The sequence below is a fragment of the Rhodococcus sp. UFZ-B548 genome (assembly GCF_903819475.1).
Classification (GTDB): Bacteria; Actinomycetota; Actinomycetes; order Mycobacteriales; family Mycobacteriaceae; genus Rhodococcus_F; species Rhodococcus_F erythropolis.
Genome location: NZ_CAIJDS010000008.1, coordinates 96,032 through 112,946 on the forward strand (window position 1 = coordinate 96,032; position 16,915 = coordinate 112,946).

At 61.0% G+C, this 16,915-nt stretch carries 16 protein-coding genes; 13 read left to right on the forward strand and 3 right to left on the reverse strand.

Features of this window, described 5'->3' with window-relative positions; all coding sequences use genetic code 11:
* Nucleotides 1-29 precede the first annotated feature (29 nt).
* The 6 genes from H7C86_RS10310 (at nt 30) to H7C86_RS10335 (ending at nt 5,963) form a co-directional block, all read left to right on the forward strand.
* A complete protein-coding gene (locus tag H7C86_RS10310) occupies nt 30-701 on the forward strand; it encodes a signal peptidase I (protein WP_223257981.1) in 672 nt (223 codons plus the stop codon).
* Nucleotides 702-710: 9 nt separating this feature from the next.
* Complete coding sequence (locus tag H7C86_RS10315; RefSeq protein ID WP_019745193.1) at nt 711-1,316, forward strand: SipW-dependent-type signal peptide-containing protein; 606 nt, start codon at nt 711-713, stop codon at nt 1,314-1,316.
* Nucleotides 1,317-1,324: 8 nt separating this feature from the next.
* A complete protein-coding gene (locus H7C86_RS10320) occupies nt 1,325-1,924 on the forward strand; it encodes a signal peptidase I (RefSeq protein WP_020909024.1) in 600 nt (199 codons plus the stop codon).
* Nucleotides 1,917-2,999, forward strand: coding sequence for a hypothetical protein (locus H7C86_RS10325; RefSeq protein WP_259349082.1), 1,083 nt, complete (start codon nt 1,917-1,919; stop codon nt 2,997-2,999). The genes H7C86_RS10320 and H7C86_RS10325 overlap by 8 nt, the downstream gene beginning before the upstream one ends.
* 295 nt (nt 3,000-3,294) lie before the next feature.
* Nucleotides 3,295-4,578, forward strand: a complete 1,284-nt coding sequence (locus tag H7C86_RS10330) for a hypothetical protein (RefSeq protein WP_182261516.1) — start codon at nt 3,295-3,297, stop codon at nt 4,576-4,578.
* The gene (locus H7C86_RS10335; protein WP_372461216.1) at nt 4,578-5,963 is read left to right on the forward strand and encodes a lipase family protein; all 1,386 of its coding nucleotides are present in this window, start codon (nt 4,578-4,580) and stop codon (nt 5,961-5,963) included. Before H7C86_RS10330 ends, H7C86_RS10335 begins: the two co-directional genes overlap by 1 nt.
* 6 nt (nt 5,964-5,969) lie before the next feature.
* Here the strand turns inward: H7C86_RS10335 and H7C86_RS10340 are convergent, their stop codons facing one another.
* Nucleotides 5,970-7,193, reverse strand: coding sequence for a cytochrome P450 (locus H7C86_RS10340; RefSeq protein ID WP_182261518.1), 1,224 nt, complete (start codon nt 7,191-7,193; stop codon nt 5,970-5,972).
* Between the two features lie 185 nt (nt 7,194-7,378).
* Here H7C86_RS10340 and H7C86_RS10345 point away from each other — a divergent pair, with 185 nt between their 5' ends.
* On the forward strand, nt 7,379-7,933 hold the full coding sequence (locus H7C86_RS10345; protein ID WP_182261519.1) for a TetR/AcrR family transcriptional regulator: 555 nt from the start codon (nt 7,379-7,381) through the stop codon (nt 7,931-7,933).
* A gap of 10 nt (nt 7,934-7,943) precedes the next feature.
* Here H7C86_RS10345 and H7C86_RS10350 read toward each other — a convergent pair whose 3' ends face one another.
* Nucleotides 7,944-8,897 carry a TauD/TfdA family dioxygenase gene (locus H7C86_RS10350; RefSeq protein WP_019745186.1) on the reverse strand — a complete coding sequence of 318 codons (954 nt, stop codon included), beginning with the start codon at nt 8,895-8,897 and terminating at the stop codon, nt 7,944-7,946.
* Nucleotides 8,898-9,081: 184 nt separating this feature from the next.
* On the opposite strand from H7C86_RS10350, the gene H7C86_RS10355 reads away from it, so the two are divergent.
* A complete protein-coding gene (locus H7C86_RS10355) occupies nt 9,082-10,527 on the forward strand; it encodes an aldehyde dehydrogenase (RefSeq protein WP_182261520.1) in 1,446 nt (481 codons plus the stop codon).
* Nucleotides 10,528-10,591: 64 nt separating this feature from the next.
* On the opposite strand, the gene H7C86_RS10360 is transcribed toward H7C86_RS10355, so the two are convergent.
* Nucleotides 10,592-11,749 (reverse strand): acyl-CoA dehydrogenase family protein, encoded by a 1,158-nt coding sequence (locus tag H7C86_RS10360; protein WP_019745184.1) that lies wholly within the window; start codon nt 11,747-11,749, stop codon nt 10,592-10,594.
* 219 nt (nt 11,750-11,968) lie between these two features.
* Between H7C86_RS10360 and H7C86_RS10365 the strand changes: the two genes are divergently transcribed.
* The 5 genes from H7C86_RS10365 to H7C86_RS10385 all read left to right on the forward strand — a co-directional run bounded on the left by H7C86_RS10365 (nt 11,969) and on the right by H7C86_RS10385 (nt 16,863).
* Nucleotides 11,969-13,117: a TetR/AcrR family transcriptional regulator gene (locus H7C86_RS10365; RefSeq protein WP_242459767.1), complete on the forward strand. Its 1,149-nt coding sequence runs from the start codon at nt 11,969-11,971 to the stop codon at nt 13,115-13,117.
* A gap of 111 nt (nt 13,118-13,228) precedes the next feature.
* On the forward strand, nt 13,229-14,356 hold the full coding sequence (locus H7C86_RS10370) for an acyl-CoA dehydrogenase family protein (protein WP_046379231.1): 1,128 nt from the start codon (nt 13,229-13,231) through the stop codon (nt 14,354-14,356).
* Complete coding sequence (locus H7C86_RS10375; RefSeq protein ID WP_020909014.1) at nt 14,353-15,423, forward strand: acyl-CoA dehydrogenase; 1,071 nt, start codon at nt 14,353-14,355, stop codon at nt 15,421-15,423. Before H7C86_RS10370 ends, H7C86_RS10375 begins: the two co-directional genes overlap by 4 nt.
* Nucleotides 15,420-16,187 (forward strand): enoyl-CoA hydratase/isomerase family protein, encoded by a 768-nt coding sequence (locus H7C86_RS10380; protein ID WP_070386426.1) that lies wholly within the window; start codon nt 15,420-15,422, stop codon nt 16,185-16,187. The genes H7C86_RS10375 and H7C86_RS10380 overlap by 4 nt, the downstream gene beginning before the upstream one ends.
* A 28-nt stretch (nt 16,188-16,215) precedes the next feature.
* Nucleotides 16,216-16,863, forward strand: coding sequence for a GntR family transcriptional regulator (locus H7C86_RS10385; RefSeq protein WP_019745179.1), 648 nt, complete (start codon nt 16,216-16,218; stop codon nt 16,861-16,863).
* Nucleotides 16,864-16,915: the final 52 nt, after the last annotated feature.

A 16,915-nucleotide genomic window follows, 5' to 3' on the forward strand; every position in this document is an offset into this window, starting at 1 on the left:
CCGAGTATCGACCCCGGCACAGCGCACACGTGGAAACATCTGAGCGGCAACATGATCCCGAACAAGACTCAGGAGAGAAGACCACCCTCTGGTGGTGGACTCGCACCATCGTCTCGTGGGTGCTGTTGCTGTTGATGATCGGCGTTCTCGCGGTGATGGTCGTTATCCCTCGACTCACCGGCTCCACCGCGTACACGGTTCTCACCGGCTCGATGGAACCGACCATGCCCCCTGGCACGCTCATAGTGGTCAAGCCGACTCCTAACGAGGATCTGACCACCGGGGACGTGATCACGTTCCAGCCCGTCTCCGGCGATCCAGCGGTGGTCACCCACCGCATCGAGGGCATCTACTACACCGGGGAAGGGGAGCGTCGCATCCACACTCGCGGCGACAACAACCCCGTCGCCGACTCGTGGTCGCTGGTGCCCGAGCAGATCCGTGGTCGGGTCATCTACTCGGTGCCGTATCTGGGCCGGGTGAACTCGGTGATCAACGGGCAATCGCGTTCGATTCTCACCACGGGCGTGGCTGCGGGCCTGGCTGTATATGCCGTGTGGATGGTCGTCAGTGGCATCCGCGACAAGCGGGGCAAGGCCGATGACGACGAAAGTGGCACCGACCCGACTCTTTCCGGCCCTGAACTCGGCGCGCCGGTATTGCCCGCCGATCCATCGGCACCAAACTCCGAATCGAAATAGGACAGCAGAATGTCTACAGAACAGAAATCGGGCGGCGGCGCGCGTCTCGGGGCGCGGATGCGAAGCCGTCTGGGCGAGACCGGTTGGATACGTACCCGGGCCGTGCTCTCACTCGGCATGGTCCTGGGCCTCGGAGCGGTCGGCACGATGGCGGCGTGGTCCGACAGCGCTACCGCGACCACCGGCATGTTCAGCACTTCGTCGGTCCAGCTGAAAGTCGACAACCAGCGGCCCGCACACCAATTCACCGAACTCAAGCGCAACAGCATGCTGCCAGGCCAGAGTGAGGCCGGGGCATTGACGGTTCAGAACACCGGAACGGCCGACTTCCAGTGGGCAGTATCGGCAACGGCCACCGGCTCGTCCGCGCTGATCGGGAAGCTCAAGGTTTCTCTACATCAGAGCGGTGCCAACGACGGCAGTACCTGTTCAGGACCGATCATCGGGACGCAGCAAGCGTTCTCCGGCAACCCGACACTCGTCTCCGGCAGATCACTCGCTGCCGGTGTTTCGGAGCAGGTGTGTATCAAGGTGACCGTCGATTCGACCGCAGGTCAGACGGAGCAGTTCAAGATCGCCGATCTGGGCTTCAACTTCACCGCAACGGGGCAGTGATCATCGCGATGGACAGCACCGATGAGGAGGTGACCGTGGGACGCAGTCGCGGCAAGGAAATTGCCCTGAATGTGGCTGCGGTCGCCGGGCTCATCTGCATTATCGCCACTCTCGCGTCCCTGATATTCGGGATCAAACCACTGGTGTTCCGCTCGGGTTCGATGGAACCTGCAATCTCCACCGGTGCGCTGGCGCTGGCGAAGACCGTGCCTGCAACTGAACTCGCTGTCGGCGACGTGATCAGCGTCGACAACGACCAAGGCGTGCGTATCACCCACCGCGTGGTCGAACTCGAATCGGCAGGAGCGGACACCGTGCTCGCCACGCTCAAGGGCGATGCCAACAATGTGGCTGATCGACTGCCGTACACCATTACCGAGGCAGACCGCGTGTTCGCCAGCGTCGGTGGGCTCGGCTATGTCGTTGCTTGGCTTTCCAGTCCGCTCGCAACTTTCCTCGGCGGCGGATTGGTAGGCGCGGTGCTGGTCATCGCATTTGGACGAACTAAAGACCGGCGTCTGGAGAATGCCCGCGCCGCCACTACAAATGACGCCCGCGTCGATGCTGACGAAACCTGCGGGGAGCTTCAGGAGGCTCATAATGATTGAAATGCGTCGGGCTAGCACCCGCATGAAGTCGCTGCGGTCGTTGATCGCCATCGGCGGCGCTGCTGCAATGGCTTTCGGCCTGGCTCAGACCACCGGGACGTTGGCCAATTCGACTGACGCGGTCAATTCGACCGGCGCACAGGTGGCGACGGGCAACTTCTATCCAACTCCGCTGACCTCGTCAGTGACCTGCACGACAAACCCTGACCGTTGGTACGACTTGACGGCTAATCGGGCAGAGATCACCTGGGCTGAGGTTCCAGGTGCGACAGGCTATGTGGTCGAGCTTGTCGATCGCGGTAGTGGTGTGGTCCGGCAAGGACCTTTCTCGAAGGCTGCGAATGATCGGAAGATCAGCGGCATCACAGCTGTCAGTCCGCGAGGTGACGGGCTCTATGCCCGGGTGTATACGGTTAATGGCCCGGCGAGATCGTCAGGTTACACAGTTTCGAACAAGGGGATGTCGCACAAAGACGTAGTTTCCAACCGCACAGAGTGCGAAGGTAGTACCGGAACAAACAAGGCCAACCAGGCATGGGAGAACGTCTCCACCTGGAATCCGACGACACCGGCACCCAACGGGGCGAACCCTCTGAGCAGGATGCAGGCCGAAGCGATGGTGCCGAACGAGCCGGATGCGTTGGAGACGACCACTACCCAAGCTCCGTCCACGAGCGAGACCGTCGATCCGACAACGTCCACCGAGCCGACCAGTACAACCGAGGCCACGACCACGACGGCACCGAGCACGACAACTCCGGCACCGACCACCCCGGAAACCACGTCGCCGGAGACCACTCCCTCGGCTGATCCGAAGCCGGTTCTGACGGACACAGTCGAGAGTGGCGGCCTCACCGGCGGCTGGACTGCGGGTGGCAACAAGGTTGCAGTGGTCGACGCCGACGGCAACGAACTCGCAAGTGGCCGTGTCGAATCGGGTTCCACTCTGCACTGGTACGACGGCCAGTTGTGGATTGTCGGGGCAACCGAGGTCTACCGCATCATGGAGTCGCCGCAGGACGGCACGTGGAAGTTCTACAAGGACAGCGGGCAGAACATGCCTGACTTCGGGTAGCGGCTGATCACTCGATATCTCGCCTGTGCCCCCGAGTCTGCGGACCCGGGGGCACAGGCGTGGATCCGCATGCTCTGATCGTGTCGGGTAACAGGTAACCGGCCGGTCGCTGGCTGGTGAGGTTTCGGCGATTCGGGAACGGGATAAGCAACTGCAGGTGGCAACGACGTGTAGAGGTGCCAAGAGTGCTCGTACGGAATTGGTATTCCTTCAGGTCTCGAGCTATCTTACTGCAAAGTAAGTTTGGTGTCGGTGATCGATCGGGGCGATTGCCGACCTGAGTACGAGGACCGATATGCGCGTGAACCTGGGGGCCGTAGTTCGGCGACGTCGTTGGGCGCGCGACGTATTGGCAGCCACGGCGGCATGTGCGCTGGCGATTTCCGCGTTGCTGTCGGTCCAGACATCAGCCTCGGCGTCCGAACTGGACGAGTACGTGAATTTGCCTTTGGTGAATCGGAATGCCGAACACGGTCCGGGCGGTGTCCATCCCGCTTTGCCGACTGATCTCGGCACCTTGCAAGCCCTTGTGGAAGAAGCCCGCGCCAGTGGTCGCAGTCCGGAATCCTATGCGGCCTTGCTGTTTCAGTATCGATTGGTCGCTGCCACGGAAGCCGCCGGAATCGATCTCTCATCGTGGAATCCGCGCGCCGGAGTGTCGGCTAATCGCACGAACCTGGTGAAGTCGTACCGCTTCTACGAGGATCTGCAACTCGGTCACCCGGAATTGCAGTGGGCGGGCATGGGCGGACAGGTAGGCGCAGACTTCGGCGGGGGATTGATCGACTTCGAACTGATGGCGGACGTGTACTCGTTTCCGAATCTGCAGCAGGTTGCCAATTCGATAGTTTCTCAGGTCACGGATCAGGTTGGCGTGCAAGCGCTGAACCAATTGCCGGCAGGGCTGCGCGCACTCGCGGCGGTGGGCAGGAACGTCACTGCGGACGACTTGGATTATGCGCTGGGGATGATCCTGGTGATGCAGAAGAACATCTTCTCGGATCTGATGCCGATGCATCAGGCATACGTGGATGAAGGGCTTCCCGCACTGGAGGAAATGCAGAGTGCCGGACTATTCGGCAAGGATGTCATGGACGCCTGGCGTGATGTCGCGTCCGGCGATCCGGATCGAATTGCACTGGGGAACGCGGCGCTGCTCCAGCGTGAGCAAGGGGTGATCATCCGCGACCAGTGGGATACCGTGCGCGCCTACAAAGGTGATGTGGGAGAAGCGATCACCTACGCATCGACCGTTGCCGGCTCGCCCTCGGTCGCCGGCGTGGTCCCGCCTCGCTCGTTCCGGCCCCTCGAGTTCACGACGACACTTGCCGACGGACGCACCGCGAACGTGACGATGCCACTGCCGGATTGGAACTGGTCGGTGTACGAGGACCGGTGGGACTACATCACCTCACAGCTATTGCCGAAGTACCGAGCGATGGTCGAAGAAGATTGGCCACGGCTCGTAGCCACATTGAGTGTTCCCTACGAAATTCAATTGGAGAGCCACCGCCCGATGATGACCCTCCCACAAACTCTCGAATCGGCCCTCTCCAGTTTGAAAGTGACGGTTCAGTGATGTCGTCGGCCACATTCCGAAGGTTGGCGCCGCTGGTGGCGCTGACCGTTGCGCTGGGCCTGCCAGCAACGGCTGGAGCTGAGGTGCCGGACAGTGATGTCCCGAAAGACGTGCAAACTCCTGTATCCGAGGAGTTTCGGACCGACACCCCAACTCTGGGAGAGGTATTCAACGGGTTCACCGTCGGTGCTCTCAGTTCAGGGGAGTTCGCATCCGAAGAGGAGATCTTCACTGCACTCACCGCCGATGATCCGTTTTACGACGAGCCGGTGTTGACCGGCGCCGAGCGTCCCGGTGATCTCCTGAAGTCGAAGAAGGTGGATGTACTGTTCACCGGATACAAACCGGGACAGCTCGACGCCTACAAGATCATGTATGTCACAACCGGAATCGACGGTTCGACGCCGGTAGTGAGCACTGGAATCATGATGATCCCGATCGACGGAACGCCGGCGTCGGAGAAGAAGATCATCAGCTATCAGGAGGCCAACGACAGCGTCGGCGGCTACTGTCATCCGAGTTCACACTGGACCGGCGGCGATCCGCTGGACGGCGCCTCCTGGTCGGCCTTGGGTCCACTGGCGCTGATGTTCGGAAAAGGCTATGCCGTAGTGATTTCCGACGTCGGGAACAACGGAGACCGTGATCCCCACGGTGTCTTCGCGGGTAAGTTCGCCGGGCACGCCCAGTTGGATGCAGTGCGCGCAGCATTTCAGCTGCAGGATTCCGAGCTGAATCCGGAGGCGGAGATTGCGTTGTTCGGAATCGCTGGTGGTGGAGTCGGTTCGGCATTCGCCGCAGAATCTGCGCAGTCCTACGCGCCGGAACTCGATATCGTCTCGACAGTCCTCGAGGGCATGGTGATCAAGCCCCGAACATTCATGGAGACAACAGATTCCTCGGTCGGCGCGGGCTTCGGATTTGCGACGCTCCTCGGTCTCGAACCGTGGTATCCCGAGATGAAGTTGAACGACAAGCTCAATCCCGTGGGCCGAGTGATTGCCGACGTGTACCGGGGTGAGTGCCAGATGCCGGCGTACTTCACGCTTCCGTTCGTACCGTTGGCAAGCCTTTTCGCGCCGGGAATCGATCCGATCACAGAACCCAGCTTCCAGCGTGCGTACGACGACAACGTATTGGGCCACGGTGCTCCGGCGTCGAAGGTATTGATAACTTCGTGCGCAAAGGACGACTCCCCGATGTCACTTGTACCGGCAGCTGATGCGCGAGAACTGGCGGACACGTACAGAAGCCGAGGGACGGACGTGAGCTATCAGCCCACCGACTGCAGTATGGATCGCGCAGTCGCGGATCCATACGGTTGGGGGACAGACCTGTTCGGAATGCAGACAATCGATTGGATAGCCCACAATTTCGACAACTGAGTGAAACTATCCGGTGACAGCGAGACGCAAACTCTGATGGCGGCGTACGAACATGCTGGGGACCCAACGTGGCGGGAATTCGGAATCGACTGTGACATGCGAACTGTTTTCGAGAAGTACGGCGATGGCGGTTTTTGCTTCCAGCCTGGCCAGCGCGGCCCCGACACAGAAATGTGCTCCCTTGCCGAAGGCGAAATGCGCTCGGAGATTGGCCCGGTCGAGGTTCATCGCGTGTGGCTCGGCGAACGACTCCGGGTCGCGGTTCGCCGAGCCCCACAGCAGTATGAGATGACTGCCGGCGGGTAGCGCAACTCCGCCGAGGTTTGTGTCCGCATTGACATGTCGGTGGTGTCCGCGAAAAGGCGACTCGAGTCTGAGCGTCTCCTCCAGGAATGCGCTCACGAGTAGAGGGTCCTCGCGCAGCTGCGTCTGTATCTCGGGGCGCTCGGCGAGTAGCCGAGCAGAGTTGGCGATCAGTCCGGCGGTCGATTCGCCACCTGCACCGACGAGTTGCACCAGCATCAGAACGGCCACGTCTTCGCTGAGTTCGCCTGCGTCACAGCAACGGACGAGGTCTCCGAGTAGATCGTCGACCGGGTTTGTCCGCGCCTCACGAAACTTGCTGTAGAGGTACCCGGTGAGTTCGGCCGCCGAGGTGACGACGTCCGTAAACCGTTCCGCCGTCACGATGCCGCTGAGAAGTTCGGTGCTGTCGTAAGACGACGCCAGCAATTGGGGGACGTCGGCTGTCGGCAAGCCGATCAGTGCGGCAACCATCTGCAGTGGGAGGGTGTCCGCTATCGACGTGACCCAGTCGATGTGGCGACCGTCGAAGCCGTTGTCCCACAACTGCTGCGTGTACCCGAGCATCGTCGGCTCGAGTGCTCGTATGCGTTTGGCGACCAGTGTCGGCAGGACAAGTTTGCGATGGTGCTGATGGTCGGGCTCGTCGGCAGTCGCGAGAACGTGAACAGCTTTCCCGCCGCTGTCCATATCGAAGGTCACGGCCGAACCGTCCGGTGTACGGACCAGCACCCCGGTGAGGTTGGAGGAGAAGTCCTCCGTACGGGAAACGGCTTCGGTGACCAGTTCCCACGTCGACACCAGATAGAAGTCGGTATCGGGAATTCGGTACACGGGGTGCTCGCGCCGGAGTACGTCGTAGAGCGGGTACGGGTCGTCGATGTTCGAGAGGAGGAAGGGGTTGATGTCGAGCGTCGATGGTGTCACGAAGGGAAGATTTCACGGCCAGGAAGGAGAAGTCAACAGGTAGAAAATGCCTCTGAACTGGCATTTTGTGAAAATCTCACGCACATTCTGACTTCCCTGCTTCTCCCAGGTCAGAGGCTCTCCGCCTTCCCCCACGGAGAGATTTCTGATTAAATCTGTCTCAGAGTGAGACGAGGTGACGGAGAGTGACCGGTGTGAACGAGCGCCGCGCCGCCGACTGGTTGGCCGGCGGTAACCGCCGTGAACTCGCAACCGAGCGCATCTTCGCGGCTGCAGCAGAGCTGATTCGAGAACAGGGATTCGATCGGTTCAATGCCGACGACGTCGCTTCCCGCGCAGGCTGTTCGCGGGCGACGCTCTACCGCTACGTGGGTGGCAAGTCCGCGATCCGTGAGGGGCTGTTGTCGCGAGGTGCGGCGTCCGTGGCGAGCCAGGTTTCGGCTGCCGTCGAATCACTGCGTGGCGACGAGCGGATAGTGGAGTCGATCCTCGTCGCCGTCGACGCGATCAGAGCCGACGCCGCCATGAGCCATGGCCTTGCGGCGGCGCGGGCCAACGGTATAGACGAGTATCTCGTGTCTTCTCCGTTGCTGCCGCGTACTGCACTCGAACTTGCTGGATTGGATCCCGAAGGTCAACAGTCGCAGTGGGTGGTTCGGATCGTGTTGATGCTGTTGGCGTGGCCTCTTGCAGACAGGGCCGCCGAACGACGGATGGTCGAGTCGTTCGTCAGCTCCTGAGGCTGCCGCGTCAGCGAGTGCCCACGGGTCTGTCGCCGACTATCGAGATTCGATCCATCACTCTGCGGGCGGGGAAGTAGTCGCTGGCCGCGTAGTGCTGACAAGTTCGGTTGTCCCAGAATGCAATCGTATTCGTCCGCCACTTGAGTCGTACTTGGAACTCGGGACGATGTACGTGTCGGTAGAGCAGGGTGAGTAGCTCGTCGGACTCGGCTTCGGACACCCCGACGATCCTCTGGGTGAAGCTGAGATTGACGAAGAGAACCTTTCGGCCGGTCTCGGGAATCACTCTCACCACCGGATGTCGAACCGCCGGGAACTGTGGACGCAACTTCGCCACCGTCGACGGATCCATGTGCTTGCCGAACGAATTGATCCAATCATGCTCGGCAACAAGCTGGTCGATGCGTTCTTTGATGCCCTCTGGGAGTAGCTCGTATGCCGCTCCGGTATCGGCCCACAAGGTATCGCCTCCGACCGGGGGTACCTCGACTGCGCGCAATACCGCTGCGAACGAGGGGAATTCGTGCCAACTGACGTCGTTGTGCCAGTTGTTCTCGACCCCGCCGGTCATCGCATCTTTTGCAAGTGTGACTATGTCGGCTTCGCTTTGACCGGGTTGGGTGTACTTGAAAAACGGATGCTGTTCCAGTGAGCCCCATCGACTCGCGAAATCTCGGTGTTCGCTGCGATCGATAGTTTGATCGCGGAAGAAGAGTACTTTCCATTCGAGTAGCGCTCGGCGAAGTTCCGACATCGTCTCATCCGAGAGTTGGCCACTCAGTTGGATTCCCGAGATTTCTGCACCGATGGTAGGCGTCGTCGGAGTGAGTGTGAAACGTGTGTACGGCAACACTTCGAATCCCTCCGCGGTGCGAGAGGCCACGAGCGGCCCGTAGGCGGCGAGTGGATCGGTTGCTACCGGATAGATCTGTCCGCTCACGAATGCCGTCATGTCCGTCATCCTTACTCGTTCGGGTGGGGTCTTTCGCCACGGTAAGGCAATATCCTTAAATGTGTCAAGGGCGAGTGAAAAGTATGGTTGCATTATTTAGAATTAACTTTATGATCTGAATCAGATGGTCTGCGGCAGATTTGATGGTTCGAAACACTGATCCGTTGGACACTAATCCTAGGAGTGGACGAGTATGGAAACACGTGTCGAGTACACGGAACTATTCATCGGCGGTGCATGGGTGACGCCGTCCGGTAGTGGAGTCATCGAGGTGATGTCGCCGCACACGGAGCGCGTGATCGGTTCGGTCCCAGCGGCGTCGACGGCGGACGTCGACCGCGCAGTGGAGATCGCGAGGGCGGCATTCGATTCCGGGGAGTGGGCACAGACACCTCTTGCTGATCGCATCGCGGTCGTCACTCGCATCAAGGACGCGATCCTCGCCAGGAGTGAGGAATTCGCAGCGCTGATCTCGCGGCAGAACGGTGCTCCGGCCAGTTCGGCGATGCGCACGCAGGTGTTGGGAGCCGTTGCGGCCTACGGCGCGGCGTGTGCCGTTGCGGCGCAGTTCCCGTTCGAAGAGTCGCGTGCGGGCGTCGGCGGCCCGATGTTGATCCGTCACGAACCGGTGGGTGTCGTGGCCGCAATCGTTCCGTGGAACGTGCCACAGTTGGTGATCGCTGCGAAACTTGCTCCGGCACTCTTGAGTGGATGCGCGGTGATCTTGAAACCGGCTCCGGAGACACCGCTCGATTCGAACTTGCTGGCCGAGATCTGTTCACAGGCAGGGCTTCCAAAGGGAGTGCTGACCGTCTTGCCTGCCGAACGAGACGTGAGCGCTTATCTGGTTGCCCACCCCGGAATCGACAAGGTGGCCTTCACCGGTTCGGTGCCAGCAGGTAAGGCGATCATGGCCGCTGCGGCGGCGAATCTCACGCGGGTGACCCTCGAACTCGGTGGCAAGTCGGCTGCGATAGTCCTCGAAGACGCAGATGTCGATCAGGCGCTGCCCAATATCTTGGCCGGATCGTTCGCCAACAGCGGTCAAGCCTGCGTCGCGCTGACGCGTATTTTGTTGCCGGTCAGCAGGTATGACGAGATCGCGGAGAAGTTCGCTGCCGCAGTCGCGGCGATGAAGGTCGGCGATCCTACCGATCCGGCGACTGTGATCGGCCCGATGACAAGTGCGGCGCAGCAGCGACGAGTGCTCGACTATGTCGGAATCGGCGAGGCAGAGGGTGCGAAGATCTTGACGGGAGGGTCTGTTCCGGAGGGGCTTTCGACGGGCTGGTACGTCGAACCCACGGTCTTCGGCAACGTCGACAACTCCATGCGGATTGCTCGCGAGGAAATCTTCGGGCCGGTCGTCTGCCTGATTCCTTTCGAAGACGAAGCCCACGCAATCGCGATTGCCAACGATTCCGATCTAGGACTCTCCGGAGCAGTCTGGACCGCGGACACTGAGCACGGCGTCGAGGTGGCACGGCAGATTCGCACCGGCACCTTCTCGGTCAACTGCCAACGATTCGACGTCGTTGGTCCCTTCGGCGGTTACAAGAATTCGGGAGTGGGGCGCGAATTCGGCCCGGAAGGTCTGGCAGCGTACCTCGAAGCCAAGAGCATCTTCCTCCCTGCTTGATCAGGCGAAATCACAAAGATTCAGCCCCACTTCGATTGTCGAGGTGGGGCCGAATCAGCTTGAGTCAGATGCCAATGTCCTTGGCGATGATCGTCTTCATCACTTCACTCGAACCCGCATAGATTCGGTTGACCCGTGTGTCCGCATACAGACGTGAGATCGGGTATTCACGCATGTAGCCGTATCCGCCGTGTAGTTGCAGGCACTTGTCGATGACGCGGCCGGCCATTTCAGTACAGAAGAGCTTGATCCTCGCGGCGTCCGCGACGGTCAACTCGCGGATCTCGTCCAGATCGAGTGCTCGGTCGACCGCAGCTTGCGCGGCCGCGACTTCTGCCGAGCATTCTGCCAAGACGAATTTCGTGTTCTGGAACTGAGCCACGGGGGTGCCGAAGACCTCGCGCTCCTTGACGTATGCGGTCGCGAACTCGATTGCTGCGCTCGCATTCGCGTAAGACCCCACGGCGGCGCCGAGTCGTTCCCGGACGAGATTTCGGGTGAGGTAGCCGAACCCGGCACCTTCCTCGCCGAGGAGGTTCTCGATCGGCACGCGGACATCGGTGAACGACAGTTCTGCAGTGTCCTGCGCTCGCAGCCCCAACTTCTCGAGCTTGCGACCGACGCTGAAGCCTTCCGACGTGGTGTCGACGCAGAGAATCGACAGACCAGCGCGGCGGTCCGCATCGCCTGCAGGACTGGTGCGGGCGACCACGAGAATCAAGTCGGCCTGCACTCCGCCGGTGATGAACGTCTTGGATCCGTTGAGCATGTAGTGGCTGCCGTCACCGGACAGTCTCGCCGTTGTCTTGATCCCGGCAAGGTCGGAACCGGCGCCCGGTTCCGTCATCGCGATGGCGGTCATCAGTTCACCGGAGAGGAAACCGGGAAGCCACCGAGCTTTCTGTTCGTCGTTGCCGTACTCGACCAGATAGGGAAGGACGAGGCACGTGTGGACGACGTCGGCGCCGAAAGTGACCCCTGCCCGTGCGGTCTCCTCACGGATCACTGCCTGATACTTGAAGCTCGTCTCCCCGCCGCCGCCGTATTCCTCGGGTAGCTCGATTCCGAATATTCCGAGGTCACCCAACTGTCGATACAGTGACCGGGGAACCATGCCGGCTTCCTCCCACTCTGCGAAGTGTGGGACGACCTCACGGGCGATGAACGTCCGAATCATGTGACGGAACGTATCGTGATCGCTGTTGTAGACGGTTCGTTGCACGTGATTCTCCTTGGGCTCGGTACCCTGAAGTCAGGTGTCCGGTTCTGAGGTGAGGTAAGGTTCTCTAACCAGATGTTGAGAGAAAATTGCGGAATGAGCTGTTGTTTTCCGGCAATAAGTGAATAATAACTCATAGACGTGTGTTTGACGATGCAACACTGGTTGTTCGGAATTCCGGTTTGTTCGGAAATTCCGGTTGTCGCGAAGGAGAGAGTCAGGATGGTCGTACGTCGGCCCCACGACCGCAAGCAGCAGATACTTGCTGCTGCTGGTGAACTTTTCCGTGAGCACGGCTATCACAACGTGTCCGTTGCGCAGGTGGCTGCGGGAGTTGGAATCACGGCGCCTGCCCTGTATCGGCACTTCAAGAACAAGCCGGATCTTCTCTACGCCGCGGTCAACGCGGGCATCGAATCGCTCTACGACCGGGTCGCCGGGTCCGAGGATCTGAAATCGATGATCGCCGAGCTTGCGGTTTCGGTATCTCGTCGTCGAGGGCTCTCGCTGCTGTGGCAACGCGAAGCCCGCTACCTACCCGACGAGCAACGGGAAGAAATGCGCGCGACGCTCAAGAGTGCCGCCGCACGCGATGCTGCGCTGATCCGAACGGAACGCCCCGAACTCGACGAGGAAGACAGCTATCTACTCGCCTGGGCTCTCATCGCTGTCTTCAACAGTGTGTCCTCGCATCGGGTGTCCCTGCCGAGACGTCAGATGGAACTGCTGCTGGCGGAGTTGGCGGAGCGGGCGGTGCATACGGAACTCGGCCACTCCGAGGTGAAGGTGGAGACGCCGACCGGTCACGTTCCGTTGGCGATGCCCAGGCGTGAACTCTTGTTGACCGAAGCAATTCGTCTGTTCGACGAGCGTGGGTACCAGGCGGTCAACACCGAGGACATCGGTGAGGCTGCCGGAACTACGGGCCCCAATGTGTACAACCACTTCGATGCCAAGATCGACCTTCTGATCGCGGCGGTTTCGCGAGGTGGTGAGCGGCGGCGGATCGGTGTTGCGCAGGCGCTCGCTGCCGCATCGGGACCGGAGGATGCGTTGTCCGGATTGCTTGCGGCACATATTGATTTCGCGATCAACGAGCGTCATCTGATCGGACTGTTGATCAGTGAACTCGACCAATTGCCGGACAAGTTCCGCCGCACGTGCGAACAGAATCAGCGTGAGTACGTCGCGTTGTGGGTCAAGATGCTCGACGACGTTCGTCCGGGGCTCGAACCCGCGACGGCCAGAATAACCGTCAATGCCGCATTGACCGTTGTGGAAAACGCGGTGCGTATCGGCCGGCTACGTCGTCGTGACGACCTGCCTGAGCGCCTGTTCGAGATCGGCTCCGCAGTTCTGCTGGGCGGCTAGTCGAGAGAGTAGCCGGGTGCCGTTGGCGGACAGTCACATTCAAGATGGTATACATTTTTGTATATGTTTCTTGAGAACCTAGTCGATGAATTCAACTGATCGGAGACGTCCATGCGTTTCGACGCAACAGAACTGACGATCGAGGAACTCGAACTTCAGGCAGAAGTGCGGGAGTACCTCGACGAGCGGCTCACCCCCGGTAGCTACCCGCTCGGACTCGGGATGTCCGGGGCAGTGGATCCGGAGTTCTCGCGAGATCTCGGTAGCCGTGGCTGGCTCGGAATGTCTCTGCCGAAGGAATACGGCGGGGGCGGGCGGTCGGCAGTGGATCGATTGGTCGTCGTGGAAGAACTTCTCGCGCGCGGGGCACCCGTCGGTTATCACTGGATCGGAGACAGACAGTCAGGTCCGAGCATCGCAGCCAACGGCACGGAAGAACAGAAGCGGCACTTCCTGCCAGGTATCGCGAACGGTGAGTTCTCGTTCTCGATCGGAATGAGTGAACCCGACTCGGGTTCGGACCTGGCATCGGTAAGAACTCGCGCCGAATGTGTCGAGGGCGGATGGAAAGTCAACGGAACCAAGATCTGGACCACCGGTGCCTTCCACGCCACACACATACTCGCCCTGCTTCGAACCTCGGCAGACAAGCACAACGGACTCACTCAGCTGATCGTCGATCGCGACAGCGATGGCCTGACCGTCTCACCCATTCCGTTCATCGACGGAAGCGAGGACTTCTGCGAGGTGTCTTTCCAGGACGTTTTCGTGCCGGACTCGCGTCGCCTCGGCGACGTCGGAGCGGGCTGGGGACAAAACACCGGTGAACTCGCACTCGAGCGAGGTGGCGTCGACCGTTGGATGTCGCTGATGCCGGTCCTCGAGAACTGGGCAGCCAACCAGGCGGCGCAGGGCGGCCCCGCGGCCCTGGCCGATCTGGGCTCGATTGCCGCGCGCTGCTGGGCTTTTCGTGGGATGTCGCTGTCCATTGCACGAATGGTCGACGCGGGTCGCTCGCCGGTCACGGAGGCCGCGCTGATCAAGGAAATGGCAACACGCTTCGAACAGGACTGTGTTGCCACCGTGGCACGGCACCTCGGCCGGGCTCCGGACCTTGCATCCGACGACCCGTACGAGTCACTGCTCGCCCGGGCTGTGCTGGTGGCACCGTCGTGGTCGATTCGCGGTGGCACAAACGAAATTCTCCGCACCGTGATCGTGAAAGGGTTGAACCGATGAATTCGGGGTCAGAGATCAACGCGTACACATTCGACGCCGACCTCGAAGCGATGGTCGAGCAATTCTTCGCCGAGAAGTCCGGCACCGAAGTGGTGGCGCAGGCCGAGATCGACGGTCTTCCCAGCGAACTTTGGAACGCAGCAGTGGAACTGGGGTTGCCGCTGGTCGGTCTTCCCGAATCTGTTGGTGGTTCCGGTGGCTCGCTCCTCGACGCCGTGACTGTGCAGCGCGCTGCTGCGAGGCACGCTGCGCCGTTGCCTCTCGCCGAGACTTACCTCGCGGGCAGGCTGGCAGCAGCGGCCGGGCTACCGGTGCCCTCCGGAATCGCAACCGTCGCCCCGGGATCGCAGCGCGACGATGCGCGTCGGATCGGCGACGGCCACGTATCGGGAACCTTTCACGATGTGCCATGGGGGAGCGCAGCATCAGTGCTGGCGGCAGTTCTCGGTGATCGAGTTGTACTTCTGGACATCTCCGATGCCGAGATCGGGTCCGGGACGGATTTCGCAGGGCAACCGCGTCAGAGTCTGACGTTCACCGAAGCGCGCACCGTCGACGGTGACAACCCGGTCGATGCCCGGATTCTCAGTAGACTCGGTGCCTTCTTGCGCTCGGTACAGATGGCAGGAGCCATGGAGTCGGTGTCGACGTTGACCCGTCGCTACGTTTCGGAGCGGGTGCAGTTCGGCAGGCCGATTGCGCAGTTCCAAGCCGTCCAGCAGCACATCGTCACCCTCGCACAGATGGCATCGATGTCCACACTGGCCGTGGATCGCACGGCGCACGCGCTAACCCGTCGCGACGCCGACTTCGAAGTGTGTGCAACCAAATTGGTGGTTTCGCAGAATGCGCTCGCGAGCGTGCGCGCCGCCCACCAGGCACACGGTGCGATCGGCATGACCCGCGAATACCGCTTGCAACAACTCACCCGACGACTGCATGCCTGGCGATCGGAGTTCGGCGACGACATCGCGCTTGCAACGCAACTCGGAAGTGCTGTCGCGACGAGGCCCTCCCTGCCGCGCTTGATCACCGACCCACAACCGACCTTGGAGCTGAAGTCATGACCGATGCCGTGCACGTGGAAATCGACGGACACGTCGGAACCATCGAGTTCTCACGCCCGCCCGCCAACTACTTCGATCAGGAGATTCTGCAGCAGATCGCCGATGCGGCAGCCGGTCTCGTCAACGGTGGAGACATTCGCGCGATAGTTCTCGCCTCGGCGGGCAAACACTTCTGTGCCGGCGCGAACTTCGGTGAGGGTGGACTGGGGCCCGATCGTGCCGACACGGTGCGCGCGATCTACACCGAGGCGTTGCGGCTGTTCGAGATTCCGGTTCCCGTGATTGCGGCAGTGCAGGGATCCGCGGTGGGCGGTGGTCTCGGCCTCGCCTGCGCCGCGGACTTCCGCATCGCCGGGCCGTCGACACGGTTGCACGCGAACTTCGCTGCGTTGGGGTTCCACCAGGGATTCGGCCTCAGCGTCACCTTGCCCCGAATCGTCTCGATGCAGTCTGCAGCGGATCTGCTGTACACGGCGCGGCGGCTGACGGGCGTACAGGCGCACGAACTCGGTTTGGTGGACCGATTGGCCGAAGATGCGAACATTCGGCAAGAGGCACTGGCGTACGCCCACGAAATTGCCTCGAGTGCACCGTTGGCCGTCCGCTCCATGAAGGCGACGTTGCGCGCGGGGCTACGGGACGAGGTTGCCACTGTTCTCGAGCGCGAGTTGGCGGAGCAGGTTGTTCTGTGGGGGACCGAGGACTGCGTCGCCGGCATCGAGGCCAACCTCGCACGAGTGCAACCGCAGTTCAACGCGAGGTGAAGTCGACGCGACCACTATCGTATCCACCGTGAAGGAACCAACCGGTGCGCAACGCTGCCTGCAACAGATCCGGCAGATGATCGTCTCGGGTGAGCTGCTGCCTGGACAGAAAGTCCACCAAAGCGAGCTCGCCGAGCGGCTGAACGTCAGCCGAATTCCGGTCCGTGAGGCACTTTCGACCTTGCAGGCAGAGGGCGTCCTCGAACACAAGTCCAACACTGGGTACACCGTCGCCAGATTCAGCAGCGAAGATCTTTCCGAGCTCTACCTGATGCGACGTCTGCTCGAAACGGAGATCCTGGCGTCGATCGATCTCGGTGGCGTCGACGTCGCCGAGTTGGAACGAATCCAGGAGCAGGTCGACCAGGCGGAACCGAGCGAGCAGGGTCCAGAGTTTCAGGAAGCCAACCGTGAGTTCCACTTTCGTCTGTTCTCGTACTCGCCCCTGCAGCGTGTGCTGCAGGAAGTGGATCGGCTCTGGTACATGTCGGACTTCTATCGTGCCCTGTACATTCACGAGCCGTCGTCGCGTCGGAAGGTTTCCGAGGACCACGGCCGGATTCTCCAGGCCGTTCGCGATCAAGATTCGGCCGAACTGATCCGGGCGAGCGACGAACATCGATCTGCTACAGAAGATCTGGTCGTACGAAGGCTGGGTCGCAGTCGACCTCGCTGAGCGAGGACGAAGAGCAAACAGGTGCGCGGTATCCTTCCGGTTCTCGGATACC

Bases quoted from the DNA above. Each gene is read 5' to 3' on its own strand.
- H7C86_RS10315 (WP_019745193.1), top strand. From the start codon at position 711: ATGTCTACAGAACAGAAATCGGGCGGCGGCGCGCGTCTCGGGGCGCGG.
- H7C86_RS10320 (WP_020909024.1), top strand. From the start codon at position 1,325: ATGGACAGCACCGATGAGGAGGTGACCGTGGGACGCAGTCGCGGCAAG.
- H7C86_RS10325 (WP_259349082.1), top strand. From the start codon at position 1,917: ATGATTGAAATGCGTCGGGCTAGCACCCGCATGAAGTCGCTGCGGTCG.
- H7C86_RS10330 (WP_182261516.1), top strand. From the start codon at position 3,295: ATGCGCGTGAACCTGGGGGCCGTAGTTCGGCGACGTCGTTGGGCGCGC.
- H7C86_RS10335 (WP_372461216.1), top strand. From the start codon at position 4,578: ATGTCGTCGGCCACATTCCGAAGGTTGGCGCCGCTGGTGGCGCTGACC.
- H7C86_RS10350 (WP_019745186.1), bottom strand. From the start codon at position 8,897: ATGACGGACATGACGGCATTCGTGAGCGGACAGATCTATCCGGTAGCA.
- H7C86_RS10355 (WP_182261520.1), top strand. From the start codon at position 9,082: ATGGAAACACGTGTCGAGTACACGGAACTATTCATCGGCGGTGCATGG.
- H7C86_RS10365 (WP_242459767.1), top strand. From the start codon at position 11,969: ATGGTCGTACGTCGGCCCCACGACCGCAAGCAGCAGATACTTGCTGCT.
- H7C86_RS10370 (WP_046379231.1), top strand. From the start codon at position 13,229: ATGCGTTTCGACGCAACAGAACTGACGATCGAGGAACTCGAACTTCAG.
- H7C86_RS10375 (WP_020909014.1), top strand. From the start codon at position 14,353: ATGAATTCGGGGTCAGAGATCAACGCGTACACATTCGACGCCGACCTC.
- H7C86_RS10380 (WP_070386426.1), top strand. From the start codon at position 15,420: ATGACCGATGCCGTGCACGTGGAAATCGACGGACACGTCGGAACCATC.